Annotated in this window: 18 protein-coding genes; 3 read left to right on the forward strand and 15 right to left on the reverse strand. The window is 62.3% G+C overall.

The annotated features are described in order from the left end of the window. Positions 1–57: 57 nt before the first annotated feature. The 5 genes from C481_RS00910 to C481_RS00930 all read right to left on the reverse strand — a co-directional run bounded on the left by C481_RS00910 (position 58) and on the right by C481_RS00930 (position 7,636). Positions 58–1,476: a GntP family permease gene (locus C481_RS00910; protein ID WP_006106860.1), complete on the reverse strand. Its 1,419-nt coding sequence runs from the start codon at positions 1,474–1,476 to the stop codon at positions 58–60. Between the two features lie 229 nt (positions 1,477–1,705). Next, complete coding sequence (locus C481_RS00915) at positions 1,706–3,931, reverse strand: ABC transporter ATP-binding protein (RefSeq protein WP_006106861.1); 2,226 nt, start codon at positions 3,929–3,931, stop codon at positions 1,706–1,708. A 1-nt stretch (position 3,932) separates the two neighbouring features. Beyond that, on the reverse strand, positions 3,933–4,949 hold the full coding sequence (locus C481_RS00920) for an ABC transporter permease (protein WP_193787829.1): 1,017 nt from the start codon (positions 4,947–4,949) through the stop codon (positions 3,933–3,935). Further along, positions 4,939–5,937 (reverse strand): ABC transporter permease, encoded by a 999-nt coding sequence (locus C481_RS00925; RefSeq protein WP_006106863.1) that lies wholly within the window; start codon positions 5,935–5,937, stop codon positions 4,939–4,941. The genes C481_RS00920 and C481_RS00925 overlap by 11 nt, the downstream gene beginning before the upstream one ends. A gap of 43 nt (positions 5,938–5,980) precedes the next feature. Beyond that, complete coding sequence (locus C481_RS00930) at positions 5,981–7,636, reverse strand: ABC transporter substrate-binding protein (protein ID WP_006106864.1); 1,656 nt, start codon at positions 7,634–7,636, stop codon at positions 5,981–5,983. 244 nt (positions 7,637–7,880) lie between these two features. Here C481_RS00930 and C481_RS00935 point away from each other — a divergent pair, with 244 nt between their 5' ends. Together C481_RS00935 and C481_RS00940 are read left to right on the forward strand one after the other, a co-directional pair. Beyond that, positions 7,881–9,950, forward strand: a complete 2,070-nt coding sequence (locus C481_RS00935) for an alpha-glucuronidase family glycosyl hydrolase (protein WP_006106865.1) — start codon at positions 7,881–7,883, stop codon at positions 9,948–9,950. 120 nt (positions 9,951–10,070) lie between these two features. Then, positions 10,071–10,304 carry a hypothetical protein gene (locus tag C481_RS00940; protein ID WP_006106866.1) on the forward strand — a complete coding sequence of 78 codons (234 nt, stop codon included), beginning with the start codon at positions 10,071–10,073 and terminating at the stop codon, positions 10,302–10,304. 24 nt (positions 10,305–10,328) lie between these two features. Here C481_RS00940 and C481_RS00945 read toward each other — a convergent pair whose 3' ends face one another. From C481_RS00945 to xacF, 3 genes are all read right to left on the reverse strand, one after another. Further along, a complete protein-coding gene (locus tag C481_RS00945) occupies positions 10,329–11,243 on the reverse strand; it encodes a HEAT repeat domain-containing protein (RefSeq protein ID WP_006106867.1) in 915 nt (304 codons plus the stop codon). A gap of 146 nt (positions 11,244–11,389) precedes the next feature. After that, on the reverse strand, positions 11,390–13,723 hold the full coding sequence (locus tag C481_RS00950) for a glycoside hydrolase family 3 N-terminal domain-containing protein (protein ID WP_006106868.1): 2,334 nt from the start codon (positions 13,721–13,723) through the stop codon (positions 11,390–11,392). 118 nt (positions 13,724–13,841) lie between these two features. Next, a complete protein-coding gene (gene xacF, locus C481_RS00955; protein ID WP_006106869.1) occupies positions 13,842–15,281 on the reverse strand; it encodes a 2,5-dioxovalerate dehydrogenase in 1,440 nt (479 codons plus the stop codon). A gap of 112 nt (positions 15,282–15,393) precedes the next feature. On the opposite strand from xacF, the gene C481_RS00960 reads away from it, so the two are divergent. Next, the gene (locus tag C481_RS00960) at positions 15,394–16,260 is read left to right on the forward strand and encodes a fumarylacetoacetate hydrolase family protein (protein ID WP_006106870.1); all 867 of its coding nucleotides are present in this window, start codon (positions 15,394–15,396) and stop codon (positions 16,258–16,260) included. A 494-nt stretch (positions 16,261–16,754) separates the two neighbouring features. Here the strand turns inward: C481_RS00960 and C481_RS00965 are convergent, their stop codons facing one another. The 7 genes from C481_RS00965 to C481_RS00995 all read right to left on the reverse strand — a co-directional run bounded on the left by C481_RS00965 (position 16,755) and on the right by C481_RS00995 (position 25,153). After that, a complete protein-coding gene (locus C481_RS00965; protein ID WP_006106871.1) occupies positions 16,755–17,921 on the reverse strand; it encodes an ABC transporter ATP-binding protein in 1,167 nt (388 codons plus the stop codon). A 7-nt stretch (positions 17,922–17,928) separates the two neighbouring features. Then, the gene (locus C481_RS00970; RefSeq protein ID WP_006106872.1) at positions 17,929–19,089 is read right to left on the reverse strand and encodes an ABC transporter ATP-binding protein; all 1,161 of its coding nucleotides are present in this window, start codon (positions 19,087–19,089) and stop codon (positions 17,929–17,931) included. A 3-nt stretch (positions 19,090–19,092) separates the two neighbouring features. After that, positions 19,093–20,025 (reverse strand): carbohydrate ABC transporter permease, encoded by a 933-nt coding sequence (locus C481_RS00975; RefSeq protein ID WP_006106873.1) that lies wholly within the window; start codon positions 20,023–20,025, stop codon positions 19,093–19,095. 1 nt (position 20,026) lies between these two features. Next, positions 20,027–20,989 carry a carbohydrate ABC transporter permease gene (locus tag C481_RS00980; RefSeq protein WP_006106874.1) on the reverse strand — a complete coding sequence of 321 codons (963 nt, stop codon included), beginning with the start codon at positions 20,987–20,989 and terminating at the stop codon, positions 20,027–20,029. 102 nt (positions 20,990–21,091) lie between these two features. Then, the gene (locus C481_RS00985) at positions 21,092–22,375 is read right to left on the reverse strand and encodes an ABC transporter substrate-binding protein (RefSeq protein WP_006106875.1); all 1,284 of its coding nucleotides are present in this window, start codon (positions 22,373–22,375) and stop codon (positions 21,092–21,094) included. Positions 22,376–22,738: 363 nt separating this feature from the next. Continuing rightward, entirely contained in the window at positions 22,739–23,968 is a 1,230-nt protein-coding gene (locus C481_RS00990) for a mandelate racemase/muconate lactonizing enzyme family protein (protein ID WP_006106876.1), read from the reverse strand. 141 nt (positions 23,969–24,109) lie between these two features. Continuing rightward, on the reverse strand, positions 24,110–25,153 hold the full coding sequence (locus C481_RS00995) for a zinc-dependent alcohol dehydrogenase (RefSeq protein WP_006106877.1): 1,044 nt from the start codon (positions 25,151–25,153) through the stop codon (positions 24,110–24,112). Positions 25,154–25,415 lie beyond the last annotated feature (262 nt).

The raw sequence follows: 25,415 nt of genomic DNA on the forward strand, positions 1-25,415 counted from the left end.
GTGGATTAAATAAGCTGTCCCGAGAACGGGTGCTGGGTCGGAAAGCGGAACCGACGGTTACGCGAACCCGAACGGGTCCGGGAGCAGCGTCGAGTAGACGAGAATCATGACGAGACTCGAAAACGAGAGCACCGTCGTGAGCGTCGTCCACGTTTTCAGCGTCTCCGCCTTCGTCAGTCCGCCGATTTCTTTGACGATCCAGAATCCGGAATCGTTGAACCACGAGAAGATGACGGCCCCGGAGCCGATCGCCATCACGAGATACGCCGGATGAACGCTCATCGAGGAGACCTGCGGTGCCATAATCCCCCCGGTCGTCAACATCGCAACCGTGACCGATCCCTGTGCGACGCGGATGATCGCGGCGATGAGCCAGGCGGTTACGAGTATGCCGATACCGAAGTTCTGCAGCGTCGATGCGACCACGTCGCCGATACCGGCTTCCGCGAGCATGGCACCGAACGCACCGCCTGCGGCGGTAATCGCGGCGATGTTGCCACCGTTTCGCAGGGCGTCGGTGAGTTCGTCCTCCCAGACCGACCGCGGGAAGTCGTCCATGCGCAGGTAGGTGAGCGCGGCAATGACCGCGGCGAGGGTCAGCGAGAGGTTGACGTTGCCCATGTAGTCGGTGACCGGTTGCACGGTTTCTAACGCGGGGATCGAGTACGCCGCCGTGAGCGTGTTGACCGCAGTGCTGGCGGCGATGAATGCGACTGCGACGACGACCGGCAGAACCGACTCCGCGAACGACGGCAGGTTCGAATCCGATTTTGCCACCTGTTCTTCGAGGTCCTCGACGGTCGTTCCCATCGCGTCGCGAAGCGGGATATCGATGTACTGATTGATGAACCGGCCGAAAAGAATCCCGCTGATGAGCGCGGCCGGAATCGCGACCGCCAGCCCGATGAGGATCGTCGGCCCGAGAATCGAACTCGCCTGGTCGGGAACGATCTCTTGTGCGACCGCAAGCGGACCCGGGGTCGGCGGGACGAACGCGTGCATCGCGACGCCACCGCCACCGACGACGACGATGTACAGCGTGTAGTTATCCCCGATGCGGGCGCGCATCGCACGGGCCAGCGGGGCCATAAGATAGAACACGTTGTCGAAAAACACCGGAATGGAAAGCAGCGAACTGCTCACCCAGAGTGAAATGTCGGCGTTTCGGTCGCTGACGAACGATTGGAAGGTTCGGACGATACGGTTTGCCGCGCCGGAGTCGGTCATCGACTTCCCGATCACCGCTGCCATCAGGATCGGAATCCCAACACTGGCCATGTTGTCACCGAACGCCGTCGCGACAGAGTCAGGGATTTCACCGGCGGTGATTCCCGGAAAGAGCATCGCATTAACCGTTCCAACGAGCAGTGCCGAGAGCGTCAATCCGATGAACGTCGGTACGTCCCAGACGACCAGAAACAGGACGACGGCGACGATCCCAATACCGAAGGCTACCAGTGGTGCCGTTGCTACCATGTGCATTCGTCACAAGCAAAGACGGACATAAAAAACCATGTGTTTACGATTATTCGGTTTGCAAACATGATTGTCTCCTATAACGACTGAAGAGCGGACGAATGTCCACCATGTGCCAACAAACAAGAACAGCGTTCATCAAAATCGAACACTGGTTCGGTTACAGTGAACACGTCGAATCCTGCATTCACTCGTTCTGAAACCGGGCGAGGGCTTCTCAGATCGCGTCTCAGTTTCCTGTGAACTCTTCGGGCTGCTCGACAGCCCCATCCACGGGTTCACTGTCCCAATACTCGTGGTTCGGATCTTCGCGGAAGCACGCGACCCGTCCGTCTCCGTCATCGATCCGCCGAAGGTCCGGATGCTGTTCGCGGCACGCCTCGCGAGCGACGGGACATCTCGTGTGGAACCGACAGCCGGACGGCGGATCGATCGGATCGGGAACGTCGACCTCCCTGAGCGGCGGGTCACCAGCACCCATCGAATCGAGTTCTAGATCCGGCGTCGCCCACCGGAGCACTTCGGTGTACGGATGCCGGGGATCGTGGATGAGACGCTCGGCGGAGCCGATCTCAACGATCTCGCCGAGATACATGACGGCGATACGGCCGTCGCCGTGTTCGGCGAAGTAGCGTGCGTTCGAGAGATCGTGGGAGACGAAGAGGAACGAGGTTTCGAACTCCGACTGGAGTTCCAACATCAGATCCATGATCTCGATACGCAACGAGACATCGACCGCACTGATGGCCTCGTCGGCGAGGATTGCATCCGGATTCATCAGTAGGGCGCGAGCGAGCGCGACGCGCTGTTTCTCCCCGCCCGACAGTTGGTGGGGATACCGATCGAGGAACTCTTCCGCCGGCGCCATACCGATTCGTTCGAGCAGCGAATGCATCCGCCGCCGCCGCTCGTTCCGACCGATGTTTGGATGAGTGTGTCTGAGCGACTCCGAGAGAATATCGGCGATACGTCGGTTGGGATTGAGCGCGCTTCCCGGGTCCTGATGGATGATCTGCAGCGCCGACCGGATTTCGTCGTACGGTATCTCACCGTCGCCGTCCTTCGCCTCCCAGATGTCCTGCCCGCGATACTCGATCGAGCCGTCGGTCGGTCGCTGAAGTCCGATCAACGTCTTCCCCAGCGTCGTCTTGCCGCAGCCGCTCTCACCGAGAAGACAGACGAGGTCCTGCTCGTGAATATCGAGCGAGACGCCGTCGACCGCACGGACGACCGTCGGGTCTTTCGTGAACCGTTCGGTCAGCCCCTGTTCCTCGGTGAAATGGACCGCAACGTCGTCGAGCGAGAGTAACGGCGTCTCGCTCGTCTGTTCGGCCCGCGTTTCGACTGCCGGTTCCGACGGCTCGACGGGGGAAGCCGACTCGAGTTCGTCGTTCGCCTCGTCGAAATTGAGCTGGATCTCCTCGCGGGCGGTCGCCGGATGGTGGCACGCGGATCGATGGGTGGTCCGGTCCCGATCGACCGCGGCTAACGGCGGATCGGTCGTCCGACACTCTTCGGTCGCGAGCGGACACCGCGGTTCGAACCGGCACCCGGACGGAACGCTCACCGGGGCCGGGCCTTCGCCCTCGATGGGTTGCATCTCGTCCAGCGGCGCATCGACGTTCGGCGTCGCGTTCAACAACGCACGGGTGTACGGGTGGGCGGCGTTACCGATGATCTCGTCGCGCGGCCCGATCTCGGCGAACTGGAACGCGTAGATGATGGCCATCCGATCGGCGAGCGAGGCGACCAGCGGCAGGTCGTGGGTGATGAAGACGATCGTCAAATCGTACTTGCGCTGCAAGCGGTCGAGCAGCGTCAGGATCGATCGCTGCATCAGCAAATCGAGCGCGGCCGTCGGTTCGTCCATCACCAGCACCTCCGGATCGAGGACCATACTCAGCGCGATCAAGGCCCGCTGTTGCATTCCGCCCGAGAGTTCGTGCGGATACGAATCGAGCACCCGCTCGGGTTCGAGATACAGGTTCTCGAGGAGTTCGCGGGCGAACTCGAGTCCCTCCGAGACGCGTTTGTCGTGGGCCTTGAGCGTCTCCTCGAAGTGGGCACCGATCTTCATCGTCGGGTTGAACGAACTCATCGCGCCCTGGAACACCATCGACACTTCCTCCCAGCGGAACTGTCTGAGTTCCTCGTCGGTCAACCCGAGGAGATCAACCGGCGGTCCGTCCGGCGGATGGTATCGGATATCGCCGGTGAGGACGCCGGGATCGGGGATAGCGTCGAGCAATGCGGAAGCGAACATCGACTTCCCGCTGCCGCTTTCGCCGACGATGCCGAGGATCTCGTGCCGATCGATGCTGACGTTGACGTCCTCGAGGACGCGCGTTTCACCGTCGTACGTGACGCTCGTGTCGGTGATCTCGAAGATCGGATCTTCGACGGTTCCTCGCGAGACGACGTGATCGCTGACTGAGCTTGAACTATCGGTAGCCATATTATATCATCTCCGTTGTCGACGCGTCGGTATCCTCCGTTACGGACTCGGATTCGCCGGTGAGCCGCGTTCGAACTCGCGGGTTGAAGATGCGGTCCATGCCCTGGCTCAGCAGGATGAGCCCGAAGGCGAGGCCGACGATGGCGATAATCGGAACGAGGAGCCAGTGGAGCGCCTGCATCGAGAACAGGCCGCCCTGATAGTACGCGTTGCTCAGCGTCACGCCCCAATTCTGTCCCGAGTACGGCAGGACGCCGATGAAGTACAGCCCGACGGCCGCGAAGATCGTGTAGCGCGCGGCGAGCACGAAGTTGACCATCACGTACGGCATGATGTTCGGCAGCACGTCTTTGATGATTATGCGGGGCGTACTCGTTCCCATCGTTCGGGACGCCTCGACGTAGCTCGCTTCCCGTATCGAGAGGACCTGCGACCGTATCGAGCGGCCCAGGCCCGCCCAGTAGTTGATCGTCAGGACGACGCCGAGAAGGATCGGGTTCTCGGGACTGAGCGCGATCGCCAGCACGATGACGAGCGGCAGCCCCGGAATCGCCATGAAGAAGTCCGAGATCGTCGTGATGACGGTGTCGACCGTACCACCCTTGTATCCCGAGAGAGTGCCGACGGCGACTGCGAGTGTGGTCGCCCACACGCCGCCCGCGAGCACCATCAGCAGGATGAACGGCGTCGAGTCGATGATCAGCGCGAGCAGATCGACTCCCGAATTGGTCGTCCCGAGCGGATACTGCATGTTCTCGAACGGCCTGAGGAAGCGGTCTGCCTGGTTTGGACTGGGATCGCGCCAGAGGCCGAGCACGTCTACCAACGCCATGAAGAGGTACACGCTCAGGATGAGGATACCCAGACGAGTTCGATCGTCCGACCACGCGACGACGGCGGGCACGCGGATCTTCTGCTCGTACAGTTCGCTCAGTTGGTCGCGGCGACTCATCTCGACGTTCGAGGACTCCGAACGCCAGTCGATCCCTTCGGCGGCGGAGTCCGGTTCAGTACTCATCGGAATCACCTGCTGAGATGCGCGGGTCGATGAGCCCGTAGGTCAGGTCGGCGATGTAGACGCCGACGACGAGCGTGACCGTGATGACGAGGAAACAGCCCATCATGAGCGGATAATCGTTCGCGTTCACCGCCTGGATCATGTAGTATCCGAGGCCGGGATACGAGAAGATCTCTTCGAGCACGACGGTGCCCCCGAGGCGGAACCCGATGAGCAGGAGCAGTCCCGTGTACATCGGCAGGATGGCGTTCCTGGCGACGTATCGGGTGGCGATGCGATTGTTGGAGAGTCCCCGCAGTCTGGCGACCTCGACGTACTCCTCGCCGAGCACCTGGATCCCGTTGCCGCGCATGTTGAGCGCCGTCGATCCGATTCCGCTGATAGTAAACGCGAGAATGGGTAAGGTGGCGTGGTGGAGGACGCTCGAGAAATACGCGAGGCTGAGCGAGGCGTCGACGCCTCGGGCGACCGCGTTCCCGGTCGGAAACAGCTGGAGCTGGAACGCCAGGAAAAACAGGAAAATCACCGCGAAGATGTAGTACGGAACCGACAGCAGAAAGATCGACCCGCCGGACGTGATCCGGTCGAATCGCGAGCCCTCCCAGTACGCCTGCAGCGCGCCGATTACCACGCCGATGACGAACATCAGTATCGTCGACGTCACGACGAGGAAGACGGTCCAGGGGAGCGATCGAGCCAGTACGTCAATGACGGGTTCGTTGAGGGAGATCGACTGCCCGAGGTCCAACTGGGCGACGCCGACCATGTAATCCAGGTACTGCTGCCAGAGCGGGGCATCCGGTCTGATGTTTTGCAACGCCTCGATACGCGCGTCGACCTGTTCGGCGGGAACCCCCTGCTGGAGCAGCTCGAGTCGGAGCTGTGTGAACGGACCGCCGGGAAGCAGTCGGATCAGACCGAACGTAAGCGTCGCCACTGCGAGGATCGTCAGCGGGATTTGTGCCGTCCGTTTGAGGTAGTAGTTCATGGTTGGATTTCCGTGTAGCTGAGTGGTGGACGGTGAGTCACCGTTAGGTTCGAGACTGCAACTCACCCTCGTGGACCCACCAGAACTGCGGCCACTTGACCTGGCGGTTGGGGCTGTCCTCGGCGGCGATCGTCCACTCGTCGTCGGTCACCCAGGACTGCTCGTACTTGGACACCAATCCGAGGAACGGCAGTTCGATGTGGTTATGCCACGCCGCCTGCTGGACGTACGGCCGCGCCTCCTCGTCACTGGATTGTCGCGCGATCTCCTCGGTCACCTCGAGCGGAGTGAGCGTCATCTCCCCGCCGTCCCTGTCAGGGATCGTTTGTTCGGAGTCCGCCTTCTCCCGGTAGTTGTGTCCGCCGCCGATCTCCTCCTCCCACAGTTGGTAGTACAGCGGGAAGTACGGGAACGACGACCGCGAGCCGCCGGGCAGCCAGTAGAGACTCCCCATCGCAAAGTTGCTGTTGGAGTACTGGTTGAACCAGTCGTTCGTCGGCTTCGTGCTGACCGAGAAATCGAACCCGAACTCGTTCAGTTGACTGACGACCGTCTGGGACATCGTCGTCCAGTCCGTCCAGCCCGCGGGCGAGTAGTACTCCCCGCCGATCGTGTCCCCGTCGGAATCTTCCCACGTCTCACCCTCCCGGGAGTATCCGGCGTCCTCGAGCAACTGAGCCGCTTGCTCCGTTTGACTGGAACCGGCACCGTAGGTTTCGAAGTCGTCGTACCAGTCGTCCAGCCAGTACTCCTGATCGCGGGGCGCGATACCGCACGGAGTCGGCGTCACGAACTTCGAGCGCGGTCCCGCGTTCTCGACGATCAACTCGCGATCGATAACGTGTGCGACCGCCTGCCGGACTTCCCGCTGCCCGAAGTGGGGATCGTCGTGATTAAACACGATTCCGTACCCCCACTTGGCCGGAATTTGAATCTCGACGACGTGATCCGGGAACCGATCGACGATCTCCGGCGGCGCGAACAGACTCAGCGCCGCATCGGCTTCCGTCCCCGACATCAACGCCTGGTGCTGTGCGGTATTTCCGCCGTAGCTATCGATCAGGAACGTGTCGATATCGACGTTGTCTGCGTTGTAGAACTCGGGGTTGGGTTCGAACTCGAACGCCTGGCGATCCTTGCTCACGAACGAGAACATCCCGCTGGCGACGGGATCCTCCCACTCCCACCGGAGGAACTCCGATTCGTCCGCATCCAACCACTGTTCGTGGGTTTCCGCTTTCGTATCGACGAGGAAGTTCGTGAGTTCGAACCGGATGATCTGCGGGTTCGTCGGCCCGGAGAGCAGGAGGCGGGCAGTCTTGTCGTCGACGATCTCGTAGTCGTCGAGGTAACCCCAGAGCGAACTCCCGCTTTTCTCCGCCAGTTGCAGTTGCACGTCGAGATCCTCGGTCGTCCACTCGTCGCCGTCGTCCCACGCCAGGTCGTCGCGGAAGGTAAGCGTCACTTCCTCGCCGTCGATTTCCAGGTCGTCGAGCGCTCCGCGCAGGAACTCGTTCTCGGTGAACGAATACTTCATAAACGGGGCGAACACCGCCCGCCCCGCGGGCCACCTGTAATTCTGGATCGCCGACGTGTTGAAATGGAGGTCCGCCGGATTGCCGGTGTACGCATTGACGAACGTGCCGCTATCCGACCCACTGCCACCAACGCAACCGGCGAGCGCGGCCGCACCCGACACCCCAGCTATCGTTAACATGTCCCGACGACTAATTACATCGCTGTAATCGTCCGGGATGCTATCAGATCCCATGTATTGGTATGACACCACATAGACGGTAATAAATATTATGATTATTATTCCCCATATGTAGCGATAGAGCGGGGAGCGGACGAGCCGTGGCGCACGATCGGCGCTCGGACCGACTGTGTCGGCGACCAGTACCATTTTTACCGATCACCAATGACTGCACTAGCGTATCTCGATGACCCCGTACGACGATTGCTGGCTCCGGTACGACCACATCACGGCGGACGACGTACGCGCCTCGTACCGCCGGCGGTGTAGACACGCCTACGTCTCGGAAAAATCACCCGAGTGCAGCGCGATTCGAGACGAACTCCGGCGGGCGCTTCCCGAGCTGTTAGGCGCGAAGCCCCACTTCTGGCACCATCCGCCGACGACTGTCGACGGGTTCCTGGCCATCGGCACGCCGGACGATATGGCGATGATCGCCGAGTCGGTCCCGGTCGATGCTGTCGCTGAACTCGAAGACGGCGGCTTCCTCATCCGGGCGGTCACCTGGAACGGAGCGGACTGTCTCGTCGTGACCGCATCCACCGATCGGGGACTGGTGTACGGCACCTTCCACCTCCTTCGCCTCCTCCAACTCCGCGAACCGATCGACGAACTCGAGATCCGCGAGGAGCCGACGTACGCGAATCGATTGCTCAACCAGTGGGATACGCCCTTCCGCCGGTCGGTCGAGCGCGGCTACGGCGGCGAGTCGATCTTCGACTGGGAGCGGCTGCCCGATCTCCGGCCGCGGTACGAGGATTACGCGCGGCTATTGGCGTCCGTCGGGATCAACGGGATCGTTCTCAACAACGTCAACACCACGAAACCGCCGCGAGAGAGCGCAAACGACGCCGTCGGCGCGTTCGAGGGTTGGCAATTGCTCGAATCGCGACGGCTCGAGGATCTCACCGGGCTCGCGTCGCTGTTTCGCCGATACGGGATCCGACCGTACCTGTCGGTCAACTTCGCGGCACCGATGCTCGTCGGCGACCTCGATACCGCCGATCCGCTCGATGAGAACGTCCGGGACTGGTGGCGAGAGAAAGCCGACGACGTATACGAACTCGTGCCGGATCTCGGCGGCTTCCTGATCAAGGCGGACTCGGAGGGCCAACCCGGACCCTACGACTACGACCGCGACCACGTAGACGGGGCGAACGCGATCGCACGGGCGCTCGAACCCCACGACGGGCGCGTCTGGTGGCGAGCCTTCGTCTACGGCTCGCACGAGGATAGGGCGGTACAGGCCTACGACACGTTCGAACCCTTAGACGGCGAGTTCAGCGATACCGTCACCGTGCAGATCAAGAACGGTCCGATCGACTTCCAGCCCCGCGAGCCGGTGTCGACGCTCTTCGGTGCGATGCCGGAGACGGACCTCGGATTGGAGATACAGCTCACTCAGGAGTACACCGGCCAGGGCGTCCACGCAACCTATCACCTTCCGCTGTGGAAGGAAGTCTTCGAGTTCGAGACGCAGGCCGACGGCGAGGGGACGCCGGTGAAGTCGCTCCTGCGAGGAGCGGGACAAGGAGTCGCCGGTGTTGCCAACGTCGGCGAGGACGACACCTGGACGGGCCACTACCTGTCGCAGGCGAATCTCTACGCCTTCGGGCGTGTGGCCTGGAATCCCGACCTGTCCGTCGAAACGATCACCGAGGAATGGGTCCGACAAACCTTCGGGGCCGACGAGGTCGTCGTCGAAACGGTCACCGAAATCCTCCGCGACTCGTGGGAAGCGTGTATCGACTACGAAACCGGCGGTCTCGGGCTCGTGCATATGATGCACAACGGCGAGGAGTTCCTCGAGAACCATTATTACCCGTCGCCGGCGGAATGGCCCGGCTATCACGGCGCGAGCGAGGACGGAATCGGCGTCGATCGAACCGAACGCGGTAGCGGTTATACCACCCAGTATCGAGACCCGATCGCCGAGCGGTACGAGTCCGTCGAAACGTGCCCCGAAGAGTTCCTCCTCTTCTTCCATCACCTCCCCTGGGACTACGAACTCGACGACGGGACGACCGTCGTCCAGCGACTCTACGACAACTGCTTCGACGGCGTCGACGAAGTCAAGCGCCTTCGAGACCGGTGGCGCACGCTCGAAGGAAGGATAGACGAGCGACGATTCCGACACGTCGCCGAGCGGTTCGACGAACAGGTTGCACAGGCCGAGCGGTGGCGGGACGTTCTCGCGTCGTATTTCCGCGAGTACTCCGGCATCCCGGATGAACGAGGTCGCATTCGCCGTGACTAGTCCCAGTCCGCGACGTACTCCGTTACCGCCGAATCGCGCTGCAGATTCCGTCGAAAGAGTAGTGGCGCGGTGATCGGAATCACCGGTAAATTTTTACCGCGTGTTGTGAATTCACACACCATGTCGAAAACGTCGACGCTGCTCGATCTCGTCGCTGCGCAGCGGGCGCAGATACGAGTCATTATCGCCCTGTTGATCGCGTCGGGACTCCTCCTTGCGCTCTCGATTCCGTTCGTCGAGCCCGGTGACAGGGCGTTTCCGATCCTCGTCATCGATATCGTTCTCGTGGTCGGGGCGCTCGGCTTCTTCAGCACAACGTACTGGTACTGCACGAAACGCGCGATGGACGACTGATCCTGAGCGTCGGCGGCTCACAAATTACGGCGCGTCCGCGATGTACTTCGCGGTCTCGGCCGCGAGTTCACGAACGTCCGCGTCGGGGTCGTCCGCGGCCGCCGTTCGAAGGTGCGAGACGGTGGCGGCGTCCCCGAGATGTCCGAGCGCCCGAACGGTACGCGCACGAACGACGGCGCTATCGCGGTCGAGACAATCGACTAGGCGGTCGGTCGCGGGGGCGACGGCGGTCGGATTCGCCGCCGCCAGTTCGGCGAGCGCGTCGACGGCACCGCCGGCGACGGTCGGATCTTCGTCGTCCAGTAGCGTGGCGAGATCGGGGACGGTGTCGACCATCGATTCGGGCTCCGCCTCGGCGATCGCGACCGCGACGTTAACGAGCGTGTGACGGCCGGCAATTCGCCGTTTGCGTTCCGCTTCCTCGTGGTTGCGGAGCGTCCGCCGGGTCACTTCGTCGGCGATCACGTCGCCGAAATCCTGCGGTTCCGTATCGAGTTCGGTAGCTCGAATGGCGTCGATCACCGCCGGGGAATGCGGTGCGACGAGAGCGGGACGGGAAACGGCGAGTTTCCCGAGGACGGTCGCGCCGGTCAGTTGCACGTCCGCGATCTCGCTGTCGACGGCACCGACGAGATCCGCCGTGTGTCCCTCGAGCGCCGCCGGATCGCTCTCCGCGACGGCGTCGAGGACGGAAATCGCGCGCAACGCGATCGGGGCGTTGTCGTCGGTCACGGCCGACGCGATCGCATCGAGGAGCGGACGGACGGCGTCGACACTCGCTTCGAGGAGAGTCTCACAGGCCGCTATACCCCGCTGCCGATCCAGCGGCTCCGACGACGAGAGGGCGGTGTGAATCTCCGCGCAGTCGAACTCGCCAAGCGATACCGATTTCGAGTCGAGGGAAAACCCGTCGAGAGGCTCCGATGAATCCGTCGGCATGACTGAGTGATACGTATCGAGGAGTAAATATGTGAGGGATTGTTTACCGCGTTTGGTTTCCACACTCACGAACCGTTAGCGACCGGCTTCGACGACAGCCGCCCGATGCCCCCGAGTGATGTCGAGCGAAACTGTGACCGGAGCGTTCACTCGGTTCCGTCCGTCACGTCCGTCTCGGTGAAATACGTTCGACCGGTCCGTGGGACTTCCGTCGTCCCGGTCACCTGGAAGGGCGCGGTCTCGACCACGTCAGCGGCCGAGTGGCCGATGCGGAACTCGTAAGGACCCTCCTCGACGACCAAGTTGAAATCCCGGTCGTAATAGGCGAGTTGCGAGGCGTCGACCGCGAAACTAACGCGCTTCGTCTCGCCCGGATCGAGTGAGACGCGTTCGAATCCGACCAGTTCCTGAACCGGGCGGGCCAGATCGGGATTCTCTGCGCTCGCATACAGCTGGAGGACGTCATCTCCCGCGGTATCGCCGGCGTTTTCGACGGTCACAGTCGCGACGATCGTGCCGGCCGGGGAGAGGGAGTCCGTCGACAGCGAGAGGTCCCCGTACGCAAACTCGGTGTAGGAAAGCCCGTGGCCGAAGGGATAGAGCGGATCGCTCTCCGTGTAGACGTACTCCTCGGTCGCGGTGTTCGGTTTTCGGTTGTAGTGGACGGGAAGTTGCCCGACGGTACGCGGAACGGAGACGGGAAGGTGGCCGGCGGGGTTGTGCTCGCCGAACAGGACGGCAGCGATCCCCTCGCCGCCGCGTTCGCCGGGAAGCCACGCCTGCACGACCGCCGGGACGGTCGCCGCGATCCGCTCCATCGCGTGGGGGCGGCCGCTGACGACGACGACGGCGACCGGCGTCCCGGTCTCGTGAACTCGTTCGACGAGTTCGCGCTGCACGCCGGGCAGTCCCAGGTCGACCACGTCACACCCCTCGCCGCTCGTGGCGACGCTCGGCTTGTTGATCCGGTCTCTGTCCGAGTCCGAGAAATCGACGGCGGAGCGTGCGCCGACGAACGCGAGGGTGACGTCGGCGTCCGCGGCGGCGTTTGCGGCCGCGTCGAACCCCTCCGTGTCGGGCCCGGTCGTCGTACAGCCCCGCTCGTGGCGCACCTCGAATCCGTGCTCCTCGCCCCGCGCACGGACGGCATCGAGCGGCGTCGTCGCGTCAAACTCGATCTCTTCTTCGGGGTAGTGGGCGGGATAGGCGTAATCGCCGAGCAGTTCCTGAGCGTCGTCGGCTTTCGGACCGACGACCGCGACGGAGTTCGTTTCCTCGCCGGTGAGCGGGAGCAGGTCGCCGTCGTTTTGCAGGAGCGTCATCGATTCGCGGGCGGCGCGCTCGGTGAGCGCCCTCGCCTCGTCGGTACCGAACGGGGCCGTCGCCGCGTCGGCGTCCACCGTCGGATCGTCGAGTAATCCCTTCCGAGCCTTCGCGCGGAGGACCCGACGGGCGGCTTCGTCGACCGTCTCTTCGGCGAGTTCACCGGCCTCGACGGCGTTCACGAGGTGGTCGCCGTAGCAGTCCGTGGCGGGGAGTTCGACGTCGATGCCGGCTTCGACGGCCGCGACGCCCGCCTCCCGTTCGTCAGCGGCGACGCCGTGTTCGCTGCGGAGGTACTCGACGCTGTAGTAGTCCGAGACCACCGTCCCGTCGAAGCTCCACTCGCCGCGGAGGATGTCGGTCAGCAGCCGCTCGTCGCTGGCACACGGGATCCCGTCGATGTCGTGATAGGCGTTCATGACCGACTCGGCGTTCGCCGTGCGGACGGCCGCTTCGAAGGGAAACATGTGCGTTTCGCGGAGTTCGCGCCGCCCGATGGAAACCGAACTCCGATTCTTCCCGCCCGCCCCGGCCGCGTGGCCGACGAAGTGCTTGAGCGTCGCGCTGATGCCGTCGCCGTCACCCTGGAGCCCGTCGACGTACCCACACGCCATCGCGGCGACCAGATACGGATCTTCGCCGAAGGTCTCCTCGACGCGTCCCCACCGGAGATCGCGGGCGACGTCGAGGACGGGAGATAGCGCGTGTGCGGTCCCGATGGCTTCCAACTGATCGCGGATCGTCTCGGTGACCGTTTCGAGGAGGGCGGGCGACCACGTGCTCGCCATCCCGATCATTTGCGGGAAGGTCGTTCCTTCGGGACCCATGTATCCGCTCAGACACTCCTCGTGGGGAATCGCCGGAATACCGAGACGCGTCTCCTCACGGAGGTACGTCTGCAGTTCGTTCGTCCGTTCGGCCGCCTCGGACGGGGATAAGCTCCCTTCCCCGCCGATGCGGGTCACGTGACCGATGCCGTTCGAGAGGTGGTCGCTGACGGCTTCCTCGTCGAGTTCGCCGGACTCGTCCAGGAGCGCGTCGGCGTTGACGGACCCGAGTTGTGCCACCTTCTCGGCGAGCGTTAGTTCCTGGATGAGAGAATCGATGCGCTGCTCGGCCGGCGCTTCGCTGACGCCGCTGTCTGAACTCGGCTGCATTATCCATCCGCTCACCGCCCAGACGCTTAATAATTCGGACCGGTACGCGATCGACGCTCGTCGAATCGCGGCCAAAAAAGAGCGTCAGTTCCGGCCGCCTCGAGCGACGGGAAGGCGGTCAGTAGTTGTCGTAGACCGTCTTGCTGATCGTGTAGAAGTCGAGGCCGGCGTCTCCCTGTTCGCGGTAGGTTTCGCTCGAAGAGTCCTTCATCCCGCCGAAGGGAACGTGGAGTTCGAGGCCGGTCGTCTTTTCGTTGATCTTCACGACGCCGGCTTCGATCTCCTCGACGAAACGGTTCGCCTCGGTGTGATCATCCGTGACGACGCTGGCCGAGAGCCCGTAGTCGACATCGTTTGCGACGTAGATCGCCTCGTCGAAGTCACTCACGGGGATCACAGCGAGCACCGGTCCGAAGACCTCTTCCTGGGCGAGGCGCATCTCGGTGTCGACATCGGAGAAGACCGCCGGTTCGACGTAGTACCCCTCGCGATCGAGTTCCGAGCCGCCGTACTCGAGAGTTGCGCCCTCGTCCTGGGCGATCTCGACGTACTCGAGCGTGCTCTCGAGTTCGGATTCGCTGACGTGCGGGCCCATCCCCGGATCGTCGAGGCCGTGGCCGTGGTCGATCGCCGCGGCGCGGTCGACAACGGCGTCGACGAACTCGTCGTAGACGTCCTCGTGGACGATCGCGCGGGAGGCGGCGGTACACGCCTGGCCGGTGACGCCGAACGCACCGTTAGCGACGATGTCAGCTGCCTGTTCGACATCTGCGCTGTCGCTGACGATCGTCGGGTTCTTGCCGCCCATCTCGAGCTGGACGCGCTTGCCGTCCTCGGTTGCGGTGTCGTAGACGGTGTTACCGACCGCGGTACTCCCGGTAAAGGAGACGGCGTCGACGGCCTCGTGGCCCGCGATCGTACTGCCGACCTCGCTGCCGGGGCCGGTGACGACGTTGAGGACGCCGTCCGGGAGGCCGGCCTCGTCGAGCGCCTCGGCCATCTCGTGGACGACGCCCGGCGCGAGCGTCGCGGGTTTGATGACGACGGTGTTACCCGCAGCGAGTGCGGGCGCGATCTTCCAAGCCGGAATCGCGATGGGGTAGTTCCACGGCGTGATCAGTCCGGCGACGCCGAGCGGCTCGACCGTCGTGTAAAGATTCGTATCGCGGGCGCTCGAACTCTTGACCGTACCGCCGAGGTCGCTGGCCTTCGAGCCGAAGTAGTGAAAGATGTCGATGGCCCGCTGTACCTCGCCGCCGGCCTCGCTCCAGGTCTTGCCTTCCTCTCGGACGAGCAGTTCGGTCAATTCGTCCGTTCGCTGATCGAGGAGTGACCCGGCTGCGGTGAGGATCCGTCCGCGTTCCGGGCCCGGCGTCTCGGCCCACTCGTCGCTGGCCTCGTTTGCCGCCTCGATCGCCCGTTCGGTATCCTCGGCATCGGACTGCGGGTACGTCGCGATGACCTCGTCCGGATTCGCCGGATCGGTCGTCTCGAAGGTCTCATCGGTGTTCGATGCAGTCCACTCGCCGCTCACGTAGTTCAACCGCTGGTCAGGCATACACTCTCTCGGACGTTCCGTTCGCCCATAATTCTTGCCGTTTGGCAGCTTTCGCTTGCTCGATCGGTTCGCGGACGGGACATTTATAGTGGGGTAGAGTGTTGCACTCACCATGCGGTATCAGCGCCTATCCAGTGGCGACCAGTACAGACTCATCGCCGTCGATTCGGGCACGGCATACGATCTTACAGCCGTCAAACCCCGTCTGAACGGCTTTGGCGACCTCGCAGCAACGGCAGACATCGCCGGCGTTTCCGTCGACGAAATCGCGAGCGATATCGCAGCCGATGCCCCGACGATCGCGCGCGACTCCCTCGTCAATGCCACGCTCCCCCTCGTCCCGGACGAGGTGTGGGCCGCGGGGGTCACCTACGAGATTAGCGAGGAAGCCCGCGAAAGCGAGAGCGGCATGCCGGAGATGTACCTGCACGCCTACGAGGCCGACCGCCCCGAAATCTTCTTCAAAGCGACGCCCAGCCGCACGGTCGGTCCGAACGAAGCGATCGGTATCCGCGCAGACTCGACGTGGGACGTTCCCGAACCCGAACTCGGGATCGTCCTCTACGAGGGCTCGATCGTCGGCTACACGATCGGCAACGACGTGAGTAGCCGCGAAATCGAAGGCGAAAACCCGCTCTATCTGCCCCAGGCCAAGACCTACGACCGCTGCTGTTCGATCGGCCCCGCAATCGTCTCCGCTGACAGCGTCACAGACCCCCACGAGCTGACGATGTCCATGGAGATCAGCCGCGACGGCGAACTCCAGTACGAGGGCGAAACCTCGACCGGGAACATGGCTCGCACCTGCGACGAACTGGCCGAGTTCTGGCGAAACCACGATACCGTTCCCGAACTCGGCGTGTTGCTCACCGGCACCTCGCTGGTCCCCGACGACGGCTTCACGCTCCAGCCCGACGACGAAGTCCGTATTACGATCGACGAGATCGGCGAACTCTCGAATCCGGTCATCGAAGTCTAACCCGTCGAATCCGATCGTCGACGCGAACTCCAGCAGCGTTGACCGAAAGGCGGGATGAATCGCGTCGGTATGATAGACTCACCGTTGTCCCTGTGAGATAGACAGGATGGCATTGTGGGGTCGCTGGTTATCGTTCTGTTGTTACCCGAGTACTGGCCCGTGCCTTAGCACGTCCGAGTTCTATTCGTCCAGCCGATCCGCAATCACGTCACGTACCTCGCTCCCTCTCTTCACGCGCTACTCGCGGCTCACCGCTCAGTCGCGGTCTCACGACTCACCGCTCACCGTTCGACACCCGTCGCTCATCAGTCGCTACTCACTACTTGCCGCTCGCCATCCTCCACTCATCGCTCACCACTCGATACTACCACTTGTCGCCCGATACTCGACACTTACCGCTCGCCATTGGAGAAACCACGACCGCGTCACCCACCAGAATCAAGAGCGGTACCTGTACGCTGGGCAACGACCGGTCGAAAAACAGCCCCGCTCACCTACTGCAGCATCTCTACTGGCGTCCCGGTAAACGACAGTTGCCGGTTCTTCACCGCGTTACCGGTATCGGCATCGAAGAGGTGGATCGNGTGGATCGCCGCTTCGGGAAATACAACGCCGACCCGGTCGCCGCTACTCACACTCGGAATCCCCTCGGTCGTCGCGATGAACTCGTCGTCAGTCGGCGTATCGTCGAACTGTAGATGGACGATATTCTCGTTTCCCATCGGTTCGACGACCACAACTTCGGCCTCGAACCGACGCTCGTCCGCCGAGTGTTCACCGAGTTCAATATCCTCCGGACGGATACCGAGGACGAGTTCGCCGTCGGCTTCGAGGTCGAGATCGGTGACCGACTCGGCGGAGAACGAGTACGTGAACGAATCGGCCACGAGTTCGGTGTCCCGGAGCTGGCCGCCGAAGACGTTCATCGACGGTTCGCCGATGAAGCCGGCGACAAACAGGTTATTCGGCTGGTGGTAACACTCGAGCGGCGTGCCGACCTGCTGGAGTTCCCCCTGATCGAGCACGGCGATTCGGTCGCCCATGGTCATCGCCTCCGTCTGATCGTGCGTGACGTAGACAGTTGTCACGCCCAGTTGCTCCTGGAGATGCTGGAGCTCCGTACGCATTTCCGCACGAAGTTTCGCATCCAGATTCGACAGCGGTTCGTCCATGAGAAACACATCGGGATCGCGGACGATTGCGCGGCCGAGGGCGACCCGCTGTTGCTGGCCACCCGAGAGTTCGCCCGGCTTGCGGTCGAGCAGGTCGTCGATGCCCATCAGTGCAGTAACCTCTTCGACGGCCGCAGCGATTTCGCCGGCGGAGCGGTCCGTCGATTCCTCGAGTCCGAAGGCGATGTTGTCTTGAACGGTCTTGTGCGGGTACAGCGCGTACGATTGGAACACCATCGCGATATCGCGCTCCTGTGCCGAAACGTCGTTGATCGTACGGTCGCCGAGTGTAATTTCGCCCGCGGTCACAGTTTCGAGACCGGCGATCATCCGCAGCGTCGTCGACTTGCCACAGCCCGAGGGGCCGACCAGGACGAGAAAGTCCCCGTCCGGAACCTCAACCGAGACGTCGTCGGCCGCAACGACACCTGCCTCATCGTCATCGTCCCGATACACCTTGGTTACGTCGTCGAGTTCTAAGCGCGCCATAGTACGACTAGTTTGATGATACCGCCGTGAATTCGGGTTTCGTTTCGAGCAGCCGGTTGCACAGCGTCTCACCGGTCTCTCCGTCGAAGACGTGGATCGTATCCGGGTCGATGGTGACGACGACCGAATCGCCCTGGGTGACGACGTGCATCCCATCGGTCACGGCTCGCAGGGTATCGTGGTCGGTTTCCTCGTCGTCGACCGTCATCGACACTACGTTCTGGTCACCGTGCGTTTCGCTGACCGCCACCTGCATCCTGAACTCGTGGGACCCGGGTTCGCGCTCACCTGTGGCGTCGTCGGCCCGGCGCACGTCGATAGCCTCCGGGCGAACGCCGAGGACGAGTTCATCGGTGTCGCCGACGGCATCGGCGAGGCGGTCGTCGAACGGGTACTCGAGTCCGGAGCCGATGAACGTCTCGTCGTCGGCGTATCCGTGAAGGAAGTTCATCATCGGTTCGCCGATAAAGCCCGCGACGAACTGGTTTGCGGGCTCGTGATAGAGGGTCAGGGGTTCGCCGACCTGTTGGAGACGGCCGTCGTTTAGCACTGCAAGCCGGTCGCCCATGGTCATTGCCTCGGTCTGGTTGTGCGTGACGTAGACGGTCGTCACGTCGAGATCCGCCTGGAGTTGCTGGAGTTCGGTTCGCATCTGGGACCGAAGCTTGGCATCTAAGTTGGCGAGCGGTTCGTCCATCAGGAAGACTTCGGGATCGCGGACGATCGCGCGCCCGAGCGCGACTCGTTGTTGCTGGCCGCCCGAGAGTTCACCTGGCTTGCGGTCGAGCAGATCGACGATGCCGAGGTCAGCGGCGGTTGCGTCGACCTGATCGTCCATCTCCGCGGCGGTGTAGCCGGCCTCCTCTTCCAGACCGAACCGAATGTTCTCCCGAACGGTCATGTGCGGGTACAGCGCGTAGTCCTGGAAGACCATCGCGATATCCCGGTTTTGGGGCACGCGATAGTTCATGTGATCCCCGTCGATGTAGAGGTCCCCGTCGGTCGGCCGTTCCAGACCGGCGATCATTCGCAGCGTCGTCGATTTGCCACAGCCCGAGGGGCCGACGAGTATGAGGAACTCGCCGTCCTCGGTGTCGATGGTCACGTCCTCGACGGCGACCGTCTCTCCGAATCGTTTCGTCAGGTGATCGAGTTGAATTCGTCCCATCGGTTATCCACTCTCCGTGCGCAGTCCCTTTGCAAACTGTTCGGCGAACGCGACGTACAGGATGATCGTCGGTAGTGCTGCAAGGAACGCCGCCGACATCCGGACGCCGAAGTCGATGCCCTCGGTCGAGGACCCGATCGCCGGCAGGATCAACGTCACCGGCGCTGCCGGATGGTTCGCCCCCGTAATGAGGGTGAACGAGAACAAGAACTCGTTGTAAATCTGCGTGAACTGGTAGATGAACACGACGCCGAACATCGGTAGCGAGAGCGGGAGGACGATGCGGCGGTAGATCTTCGTGATGCTCGCGCCGTCGATCTTCGCGGCCTCCACCAGGGAGTTGGGGAGGCTCTTGTAGTACGATCGAAAGAGGACCGTACAGATCGGAATCCCGTAGGCGACGTGAGTGATGGTCAGCGGCACGAGCCGCGAGTGGCCCCCCTGTAAGAACGGGATCGCCGCGAACAGCGGTTCGAGCATCTGCGCCAGCGGGAACATGTTGTTCCAGAACTGCGCCAGCGGGACCAGTACGGCCTGATAGGGAACGAACACACCGACCAGGAACAGCGCGAAGACGACGAGTTGTCCCCGCCAGGAAACCATCGTCAAGCCGTATGCAGCCATGCTGGCCAGCAGGACGTTGAGGAGCGTCGCCGGCACCGCCATCAGCAACGAGTTCACGAACGAGTTCGTCAGCTGGCTGAAGGCGTACTCGAGGTTCGTCAGCGTGAACCCCTCGCCGGCCGGCGGTGCGAACGGCAGCGAACGGGCGATAGCGGAGTTCGTCTTGAGGGCGGTCATGATCCCCGTCTCGAGCGGGACGAGGAAAAAGCCCAGGAAGAGCACGACTAGCGCGTACTTCCCGACCCGCCTGTAGTTGAAGTTCTCGACGAGCGATTCGACGTCGATGGGTGATCTGGAGGTTGACTGTGACATATTAGAGGCTCCCCTGTCGGTACTGGTATGCGAGGTACGGTGCGATGACGCTGAGCGCGAGCAACAGGAGCATCGTTGCGATGGCAGCCCCGTAGGCCCACTTTCCGAATTTGAACGCCTGGCGGACCATCAGCGTCGCCAGGATGTCGGTTCCGTTCGGCGGTCGGTACTGACCGACGAGCGAGTAGAGGAACGTGAAGGCCTTGAGCGCGAACACCATCAGGACGACGGCGGCGCTGACCGACGACTCCTTGAGTTGTGGGACGATGATTCGGAGGTACGTCCGAATCGTGCTCGCGCCGTCGACTTTCGCGGCCTCGAACTGGTCGTCGGGAATCGACTGGAGACCGGCGAGGTAGACGACCATCGCGTAGCCGCTGAACTGCCAGACCAGCGCGAAGATAACTGCCGGCAGCGCAAGTTGCGGATTGCCGAGCCAGTCGACCGGATCGAAGCCGAACGTCGTCACGATGATCGTCAGAACCCCGCTATCGGGGTTGAACATCCACAGCCAAAGCTGTGCCGTCACGACGAACGACAGCGCCATCGGCAGGAGGTAAATCGTCTGTACCTTGTTTTTGTACCGGATACCGTGATCGAGCAAAATCGCGAGGAAGAGCCCGAGTATCAACGATATCGCCGTGAACGAGATGAGCAGCACGAAGTTGTTGATCGCGGCTTCGCGAAACGCCTCGCTCGCGAGGGCGGTCCGATACATCTCGAGATCGAGACTGGAGAACGTCGGAGGTTCGAGACCGTTGTAATCCGTAAACGAAATTACGAGATTATAGCCGATACCGCCGTAGACGGCGATTCCCATGATGACGAAGGGAATCCCCCAGTACGGCGACGACCGAACGAAGTCGCTATTGAGGAAGTACCTGAGTTTCGTCTTCCAATCGACAACCTCGTCGGTCGATACTGCCGGTTGGTTTGTCGGTTCGGTTGTGTCACGCGTTGCCATCTAACTCACCATTCTGGACTATCGTAATAAAAAATTTTTTACTTCCGATATGACTGCGCCGGTCACGCCGGCACCCCGTATGAATACGCTTCATTAGACTATCTATTCGTTCCCGGAAGCAGCCTCGAGAAGCCCGTCTGCCGCCGCCTCAGCGTCGTATGGACCAGAGAAGTTGTTCCCGATTGCACTCTTACAGTCGTTCATCGCCTCCGGTTCAAGAGCGAGTCCATGCGCGATCGTCGGCGGGTACGCTTCGGAGTCGGTCAGATCCTCGTAGTTCATCGCCAGGAAGTCCGACAACTCCGAGGGGTCGATATCCGTCCGCAGCGGGACCGACCCCTTGAGATTATTAAACGCGATCTGTGCCTCCTTCGTCCCGACGAACTTCTGCCAGGCAATCGTCTGTTCCCGACTCGGATTCTCGGCCGGCGTGACGAACGCGTCGACGTGATAGAAGTAAATTCCCTCCGTCCCCGGGAACGGAACCCAGTCCCACTCCTCGCCGTAGTTGAACTCGTCGTCGGACCGGAACATACCGTACAGCCAGTTGCCGCCGTGGATACACGCTGCCTCGCTTGGTTCTTCCTCGTTGCCGATGATCTTCTGTCCCGCCGTCGTGTAGCCGATCGAGGACGCATCGGCATTGATGTAGTTCTCCTGGATCTCCTGTAGCGTTTCTAACGCCTCGATCATCGCGTCTCTGTCGCCGTCACCGTCGATGAAGTCCGTGTACGCATCGACGCCGCTCTGACTCGTCAGAATTTGCGCCCACGTCTGCAGTCCGAGGAACGGCGCGCGCATCCCGTGTGCGAAGGGAATGTAGTCGGTTTCCGAATCGATCGTTTCGAGTGCATCGAGAAAGTCCGGAACGCTGCCGAGACTCTCGGCATCGATACCGGCCTCATCGAACGCAGCCGTATTGTAGAAGAGGTTGTTCATCCGGTGGGATCCGATCGGAACCGCTGGCATCTTGTCGTTAAACGTGCAGATTTCAACGACCCGATCCTGCATGGTCTCTTTGTACCCTTCGGCCTCCCAAACGTCTTCTTCGAGGTCCAGCAGGCTCCCGCTGTATCGTTCGAGGTTGTTCCCCGGCCAGTTGGCGAACGAACTCATCGGATTCGAGTTCACCAATCGTTGAAGAATCTTCGTGTTCAACTCGACGTTCCCGTCGCCGCCGACCGGCTGGAAGTTCGTCTCGACGTCCGAATGTGCCTCCTCGAACGCGCCGGTAAGCGCGTCGACGGCGTCCGCGCCGTCTCCCCCAGTCCAGCCGTGAAGCACCTCGAGTTCCCCGGACTCGCTCCCGGTCCCACCGCCGACGCAGCCGGCGATACCGAGCGTCGCGCTCGCAGCGACCCCGGCGAGATAGGATCGTCGCTTCATACCGACATCTCGCTTGGCATTGGTAACCATACTACCTGATGAATAATAGTACACAATTATAAAACTGACGGTAGTGGTTTGAGATCAAATACGAACAGCCGTCATCCGAAGTGGAATCGAAGATCGGGTGGTCGGCTGCGTGCGGGCGCGTCGAAGAAAGTACGGAGAAGGAGAGTTCCGAAGAACGAGGGACAGGGACTCTCGGAACCGGTCTGTGGTTTGTTCGAGAGATTACCGACGGAACCGTCCGTGATATGTATCGATCAGCCTAGTAGGGCCTATCGGGCGCCGGAGACGGGCCTGCGGCGAGGACGGGGCCGGATCGGGGAACGTGTGGGATACTGCTCTCGGGTCACAAAGCCGTCAGGCCTCGTCGAACAGCGTTTCGCCCTCCGCCAGGTGGTCGGAGACGGCATCGAGGTCGAGCGTGACGCCGAGTCCCGGTTTTTCGGGTACCTCGGCGTAGCCTTCGTGGATGATGTCCTCCTCGACGAGGTCGCTCCACCAGCCGAGTTCGTAGGAGTGGTATTCGACGGCAAGTGCGTTCGGAATGGCGGCACCGACGTGGATGCTTGCCATCGTGCCGATCGGTGAGGAGACGTTGTGCATCGCGACCGGGATGTAGTAGAGGTCCGCCAGATCCGCGATTTTCCGCGACTGGCGCATCCCGCCGACGCGGGGAACGTCGGGTGCGATGATGTCGACGGCTTGCTCCTGGAGGAGCCGGCGCTGGCCGTGATCGCGGTAGACGTTCTCGCCGGCAGTAATCGGCGTCGTTGTCCGCTGGGTGACCTCGCGCTGTACATCGTGGTTCTCCGGCGGAACCGGGTCTTCGAGCCACCAGACATCGTATTCCTCGAGACGTTCGGCCAGGCGGTGCGCGCTACCGGTGCTGAACGACCAGTGACAATCGAACGCGGCGTCGGCGCGGTCGCCCACTCGCTCGGTGACTTTCTCGACGATTTCCGCCTTGTGCTCGATCTCCGGGCCGCGGAGATGGCGGTTCGCACGATCCCTCTCGTGACCGCTTGGCACGTCGAGGTCGAACTTCAGTGCGTCGTATCCCAGCTCCTCGACGACGCGCTCGGCTTCGTCGGCGCAAGCATCGGGGTCTGCCTCCTCTTCGGTGTGGCAGTCGCAGTAGATCCGCATTTCGTCGCGGTACTTACCGCCGAGCAACTGGTAGGCCGGCACCTCGAGTATCTTTCCGGCAACGTCGTGCAAGGCGAGTTCGATTCCGGAGATCGCCGAGATCGCTTTCCCGGAGATCGATCCCTCTCCGGAAAGCTTCTGGACCAGGTGCTCGTAGAGCCGGTCGATATCGAGCGGGTTCTCGCCCTCGATGAACGGGGCGACGCGCTCGATGATTTCCTGTTCGCCGGCTCCCCAGTAGGATTCGCCGTTCCCGACGAGTCCGGCGTCGGTGTAGACGCGGACCAGCGTCCAAGGGTAGTTCCCCTCGACGACCGTCGTCTGGACGTCGGTGATCTCGACGTCGCGCGGCCCGCGGGAGGCGGAAAGCCCCATCGTCTCCGCGGAGAGGTCGCGCATCGTATACTCTGCGTTCGGGTCTGACAGCTGTCTGTAGTCCATCGACGTTCGTGAATTACGACAGCCGCTACTAAAACTTCCGCCTGTCCACCGAGCCGATCGGCGAGGCGCTGTGGCTGGCGAGCAAGCGAGAGCTGCGCCGACAACGGCAACGGCGAGAAGAGGGATATCGAGAGCCCGCAATCAATCCCGCAGTACCGACGCGTCGAAGACGGGTTTGCAGGTCCCGCCGGCGAGGAACGTTTCGAACGCCTCGTCGGCTTCGAGCAGGCTAAACCGATCGTCGAGGAAGGTCGCGTGGTCGACGTCGCCGGACGCGATCAGCCGGAGCGACCGTTCGAAGTCCTCGTACATCGACGCGTACGAGCACTGCAGGTCGATCTCCGCACGGACGAGCGGCGAGTACGGCATCGTCGTCTCGCCGGTCTGGCCGACGAGGACGATCTGCCCGCCCTTCCGGACCTCCTCAACCGCCATCGGTAATCCGGACGGATGGCCGGTCGTATCGAAGACCACGTCGTAGCCGACGCCGTCGGTGAGTTCGTCTCGGCGCGCGTCGAGATCGTCGTCCTCGATGTTGATCGTCTCGAAGCCGAGTTCCTCGGCCAGCGGGAGACGATACTCGGCGTCCTGACCGACGCCGGCGAGGACGACCTCGCCGCCCTGAGCCCGCGCGATCTGGGCCGTAAGCTGCCCGATCGGACCCGGTCCGGCGACCATAACGCGGTCGCCGGGGCTCACGCGGGAGTTCTCGATGACCGCACGCGCACCGATACTCGTCGGTTCGACGAGCGCGGCGTGTTTCGGCTCGACGTCGTCGGGAACGGGATGGAGCGCCGTCTCGGGAACGGAAACGTGGCCCGCGTACGCCCCGTCGTGGTCGACGCCCGTGATAACCGCGTTCTGGCAGACGTTCTCCTCGCCGATCTGGCACTGATAACACTCGCCGCAGCCCCGAATCGGGCGCTCGACGACTCGATCGCCGACCGCAAAGTTCGTCACGTCGTCGCCGGCCTCGATAACCCGACCGGTGTACTCGTGCCCGATAACGGTCGGGAGCTCCATCCGTTCGAACGCCGACTCGAACTCGTAGATTCCTGCGTCGCTTCCGCACAGACCCGCATAGTCGACTTCGATCAGTGCTTCGTCCGGTTCGGGTGTCGGACGTTCGAGATCGACGAGTTCCATCGCTCCCTGACTTCGGCTGGTCTTGGCAAGTCCGCGCATGGTTCCCAATACGTTCATCGGACGTTATAGTTCTGTGGGATTGCGTGATTCGGGCGGAACTCGCCGCCGGGCGTTCCGTCGCCCACTCGCGACGACGGCTCGGAACTGGCTTGGATAGACAGGTCCGAATCGGAAAATCGAAGCGGTGCACGGTGACATCTGTGTTCATTCTTCGGAAACAAGATTCTATATAACAGAATGAAGCTAGCTGGATGGAGAACGGTGGTCCGTCCTTATGCGGGACTGGAAATCGGGATCTGAG

Source organism: Natrialba asiatica DSM 12278 (assembly GCF_000337555.1).
Lineage (GTDB): Archaea > Halobacteriota > Halobacteria > Halobacteriales > Natrialbaceae > Natrialba > Natrialba asiatica.

Bases quoted from the DNA above. Each gene is read 5' to 3' on its own strand.
- C481_RS00945 (WP_006106867.1), bottom strand. From the start codon at position 11,243: ATGCCGACGGATTCATCGGAGCCTCTCGACGGGTTTTCCCTCGACTCG.
- C481_RS00970 (WP_006106872.1), bottom strand. From the start codon at position 19,089: ATGGGACGAATTCAACTCGATCACCTGACGAAACGATTCGGAGAGACG.
- C481_RS00935 (WP_006106865.1), top strand. From the start codon at position 7,881: ATGACCCCGTACGACGATTGCTGGCTCCGGTACGACCACATCACGGCG.
- C481_RS00990 (WP_006106876.1), bottom strand. From the start codon at position 23,968: ATGGACTACAGACAGCTGTCAGACCCGAACGCAGAGTATACGATGCGC.
- C481_RS00915 (WP_006106861.1), bottom strand. From the start codon at position 3,931: ATGGCTACCGATAGTTCAAGCTCAGTCAGCGATCACGTCGTCTCGCGA.
- C481_RS00960 (WP_006106870.1), top strand. From the start codon at position 15,394: ATGCGGTATCAGCGCCTATCCAGTGGCGACCAGTACAGACTCATCGCC.
- C481_RS00950 (WP_006106868.1), bottom strand. From the start codon at position 13,723: ATGCAGCCGAGTTCAGACAGCGGCGTCAGCGAAGCGCCGGCCGAGCAG.
- C481_RS00975 (WP_006106873.1), bottom strand. From the start codon at position 20,025: ATGTCACAGTCAACCTCCAGATCACCCATCGACGTCGAATCGCTCGTC.
- C481_RS00985 (WP_006106875.1), bottom strand. From the start codon at position 22,375: ATGAAGCGACGATCCTATCTCGCCGGGGTCGCTGCGAGCGCGACGCTC.
- C481_RS00910 (WP_006106860.1), bottom strand. From the start codon at position 1,476: ATGGTAGCAACGGCACCACTGGTAGCCTTCGGTATTGGGATCGTCGCC.
- xacF (WP_006106869.1), bottom strand. From the start codon at position 15,281: ATGCCTGACCAGCGGTTGAACTACGTGAGCGGCGAGTGGACTGCATCG.
- C481_RS00920 (WP_193787829.1), bottom strand. From the start codon at position 4,949: ATGAGTACTGAACCGGACTCCGCCGCCGAAGGGATCGACTGGCGTTCG.
- C481_RS00980 (WP_006106874.1), bottom strand. From the start codon at position 20,989: ATGGCAACGCGTGACACAACCGAACCGACAAACCAACCGGCAGTATCG.
- C481_RS00925 (WP_006106863.1), bottom strand. From the start codon at position 5,937: ATGAACTACTACCTCAAACGGACGGCACAAATCCCGCTGACGATCCTC.
- C481_RS00940 (WP_006106866.1), top strand. From the start codon at position 10,071: ATGTCGAAAACGTCGACGCTGCTCGATCTCGTCGCTGCGCAGCGGGCG.
- C481_RS00995 (WP_006106877.1), bottom strand. From the start codon at position 25,153: ATGCGCGGACTTGCCAAGACCAGCCGAAGTCAGGGAGCGATGGAACTC.